The sequence below is a fragment of the Dysgonomonas sp. PF1-14 genome (assembly GCF_029892965.1).
GTDB lineage: Bacteria > Bacteroidota > Bacteroidia > Bacteroidales > Dysgonomonadaceae > Dysgonomonas.
In genome coordinates this window covers 1-1,348 of sequence record NZ_JARXWN010000046.1, presented here as the reverse complement: position 1 = coordinate 1,348, position 1,348 = coordinate 1, and the positions used below count along the sequence as shown (strand labels likewise).

Sequence of the window (1,348 nt, the reverse complement as noted above, 5' to 3'; positions counted from 1 at the left end):
TGAAATAGTTTCGATCTGATCTGACAGTTAAAGGGCAAACAATTAAGTTTGTATTGCTTAATAAACAAAAAGTTTAACCCTTTAACTTATCAGAAAAATGAGTTTAGAAACAAAAGTAATTAAAAGTCGTTTAGGATTATTATCCTTAGCTGAAGAATTAGGTAACGTATCGAGAGCCTGTAAGTATTTAGGTTATAGTAGAGAGACTTTCTACCGCTACAAAGATTTATTTGCAGAGGGTGGTGAGCAAGCTCTTAAAGATATGAGTCGGCGAGTTCCTAATGTAAAGAATCGAATTGAAGCACATATCGAAGAACGTGTTGTTTGTTTTGCCATTGAGAACCCTGCTTTTGGTCAAACCAGAGCCTCCAACGAGCTAAAGAAAGAAGGCTTATTTATTTCTCCCTGTGGTGTTCGTTGTGTTTGGTTACGCCATGATTTAGAAACGTTCCAAAAGCGCCTGAAAGCCCTTGAGGCTAAAGTTGCACAAGAAGGATTGATTCTTACCGAATCACAGGTTGTAGCCTTAGAGAGAGCAAAAGAAGAGAAAGTTGCTCATGGAGAGATTGAAACCCATCATCCCGGATTTCTTGGGGCACAAGACACTTACTACGTTGGTTACATCAAAGGTGTTGGCAAGATCTATCAGCAAACATTCATTGATACTTACTCTAAAGTTGCTTCTGCCAAATTGTATGACCGCAAAATAGCATTGGTTGCTGCCGATATGCTCAATGATAGAATTATACCTATGTATGATAAATATGGTATTCCTCTTATGCGTATATTAACAGACAGGGGAACCGAGTACTGTGGAGCAAGAGAACATCACGAGTTCCAGTTATATCTTGCCATCGAGGATATTGACCATACAAAAACTAAAGCTAAAAGCCCTCAAACAAATGGCATCTGTGAAAGATTCCACAGGACGATGCAAGACGAGTTTTATGCAATAGCCTTTCGTAAGAAAATATACAACACGATTGATGAGCTACAAACAGACCTTGATCTTTGGTTGGAATATTATAACAATGAAAGACCTCATACTGGCAAGCATTGTTATGGCAAAACGCCGATGCAGACTTGGAATGATAGCTTACATCTTGCAAAAGATAAACTATTATCCAATCATTATCAAAATGTTGTATCTTTAACCCTGTCAGGCGAAATGGAAACGGGCTCTGCTGGGGAGCAACCTGTCAGCGATAACCTGACTGACTGGAATGGTCAAGGGGGACTAAAATCCCCCTCTAACTATATCCCTATTCCAAGAAATTATGGCTTAGAAAACCCAAATATACAACCTTGAAAAAATACCCAACTGTCAGATCTAGTCTAAACTTTTACA

General features: G+C 38.6%; 1 pseudogene. It reads left to right on the top strand.

The features are described from left to right. Positions 1–97: 97 nt before the first annotated feature. Positions 98–1,117, top strand: a pseudogene (locus tag M2448_RS20310) (IS481 family transposase); the annotation flags it as partial. Between the last annotated feature and the right edge of the window lie 231 nt (positions 1,118–1,348).